1 protein-coding gene is annotated in these 1,255 nt (G+C 71.8%); it reads left to right on the top strand.

Annotated features, from left to right (window positions below; all coding sequences use genetic code 11):
* A partial coding sequence (locus Q7W29_14825; GenBank protein MDO9173095.1) for a hypothetical protein occupies positions 1-1,255 on the top strand: 1,255 nt, incomplete at both ends.

The raw sequence follows: 1,255 nt of genomic DNA, 5'->3' as shown, positions 1-1,255 counted from the left end.
TGGGCTGATCGCCTACCTGCCCACCTACCAGGGCATCAACGTCTACGACCTGCAGGACCCGGCGGCGCCGCTCCAGATCGGCCACGCGGCGGTTGGCGGTCTCGCCCTCGACCGCCAGGGGACGCTCTTGGTCGCCGCCGCAGCCGAAGGGTTCTCGACCGTCGACGTGAGCGATCCGGCGGCGCCGGTCGTGCTCGGTCAGGTCGAACTGGAGGGGTGGAGCGTGGACGTCGCCGTCTCCGGCCGTTACGCCTACGTCACCGCCGGCAACGCCGGCATGATGGTCGTCGACCTGGTGGACCCGGCGGCGCCGGTCGTGGTCGCGACCTTCGTGCTTCCCGGCAGCTCGCACGGGATCGCCGTGGTGGGCGACCGCGCCTACGTCGCCGCGCAATACGGCGGCCTGATCGTCGTGGACATCGCCGACCCGCTGCATCCGGCCAGCCTGGGGTCGTTCCTCGGCGGCGGCAACGTCATCGACGTGGCCGTGTCCGGCTACACCGCCTGCATCTCCGAGCCGTACGTCGACGAAGTACGCGTGCTGAACGTGAGCGACCCCGCGGCGATCCTCGAGGACGCCGTCCTAAGCCTGACGATGCCACGCCAGGTCGTGCTCCACGGCCGCCTGCTGGCGGTCTCCGCGCAGGACGGCCTGTGGCTCTGCGACCTGTCGATCCCCGGCGACGCCACCCTGCTGCCCATGGACGGGGCCAGGGCCATCGCCTTCAGCGGCGACGACATCCTGGTCCAGCAGATCGAGAGCGGTCCGGTCGCCATGATCAGCTACGCGGAGCGCTACCTGGACCCGGCGCGCAACGTCGGCCAGGGCATGTTCGGCTGGACGGGCGCCGGCACCATCATGGAGGCGCGCCTCACGACCGAGCAGGCCGGCGCCATCGACTGGTACGCCGACGCGGACAACGGCACGGGCCTGCAGCCGATCACGAACGACGCGACCTGGACCGTCCTGAACGGCACCGGCCAGATCCCGGTCTGGCGGGCCGTGCTCGGCCATGACTTCTCGCCGACCGGACCTTTCTGCGACAGCCTGACGCTGGAGGTCCTGCGCGACGTGCCGGTGATCGACACCGTCGCGGACGTCCCCGACGACCAGGGCGGACAGGTGCGCCTGCGCTGGGCGCGCAGCTCGTTCGACCGCGACGGCAGCGACGCGCCGATCCTGAGCTACTCCGTCTACCGCCGCGTCGACGCCCGCACGGCGACCGGCGTCACGCCGGACCCGCAGGCCGCGGCC

The organism is bacterium (assembly GCA_030654305.1).
Taxonomy (GTDB): domain Bacteria; phylum Krumholzibacteriota; class Krumholzibacteriia; order LZORAL124-64-63; family LZORAL124-64-63; genus PNOJ01.
The sequence above is the reverse complement of the archived record's forward strand: the minus strand, read 5'-3'. Positions and strand labels throughout refer to the sequence as shown.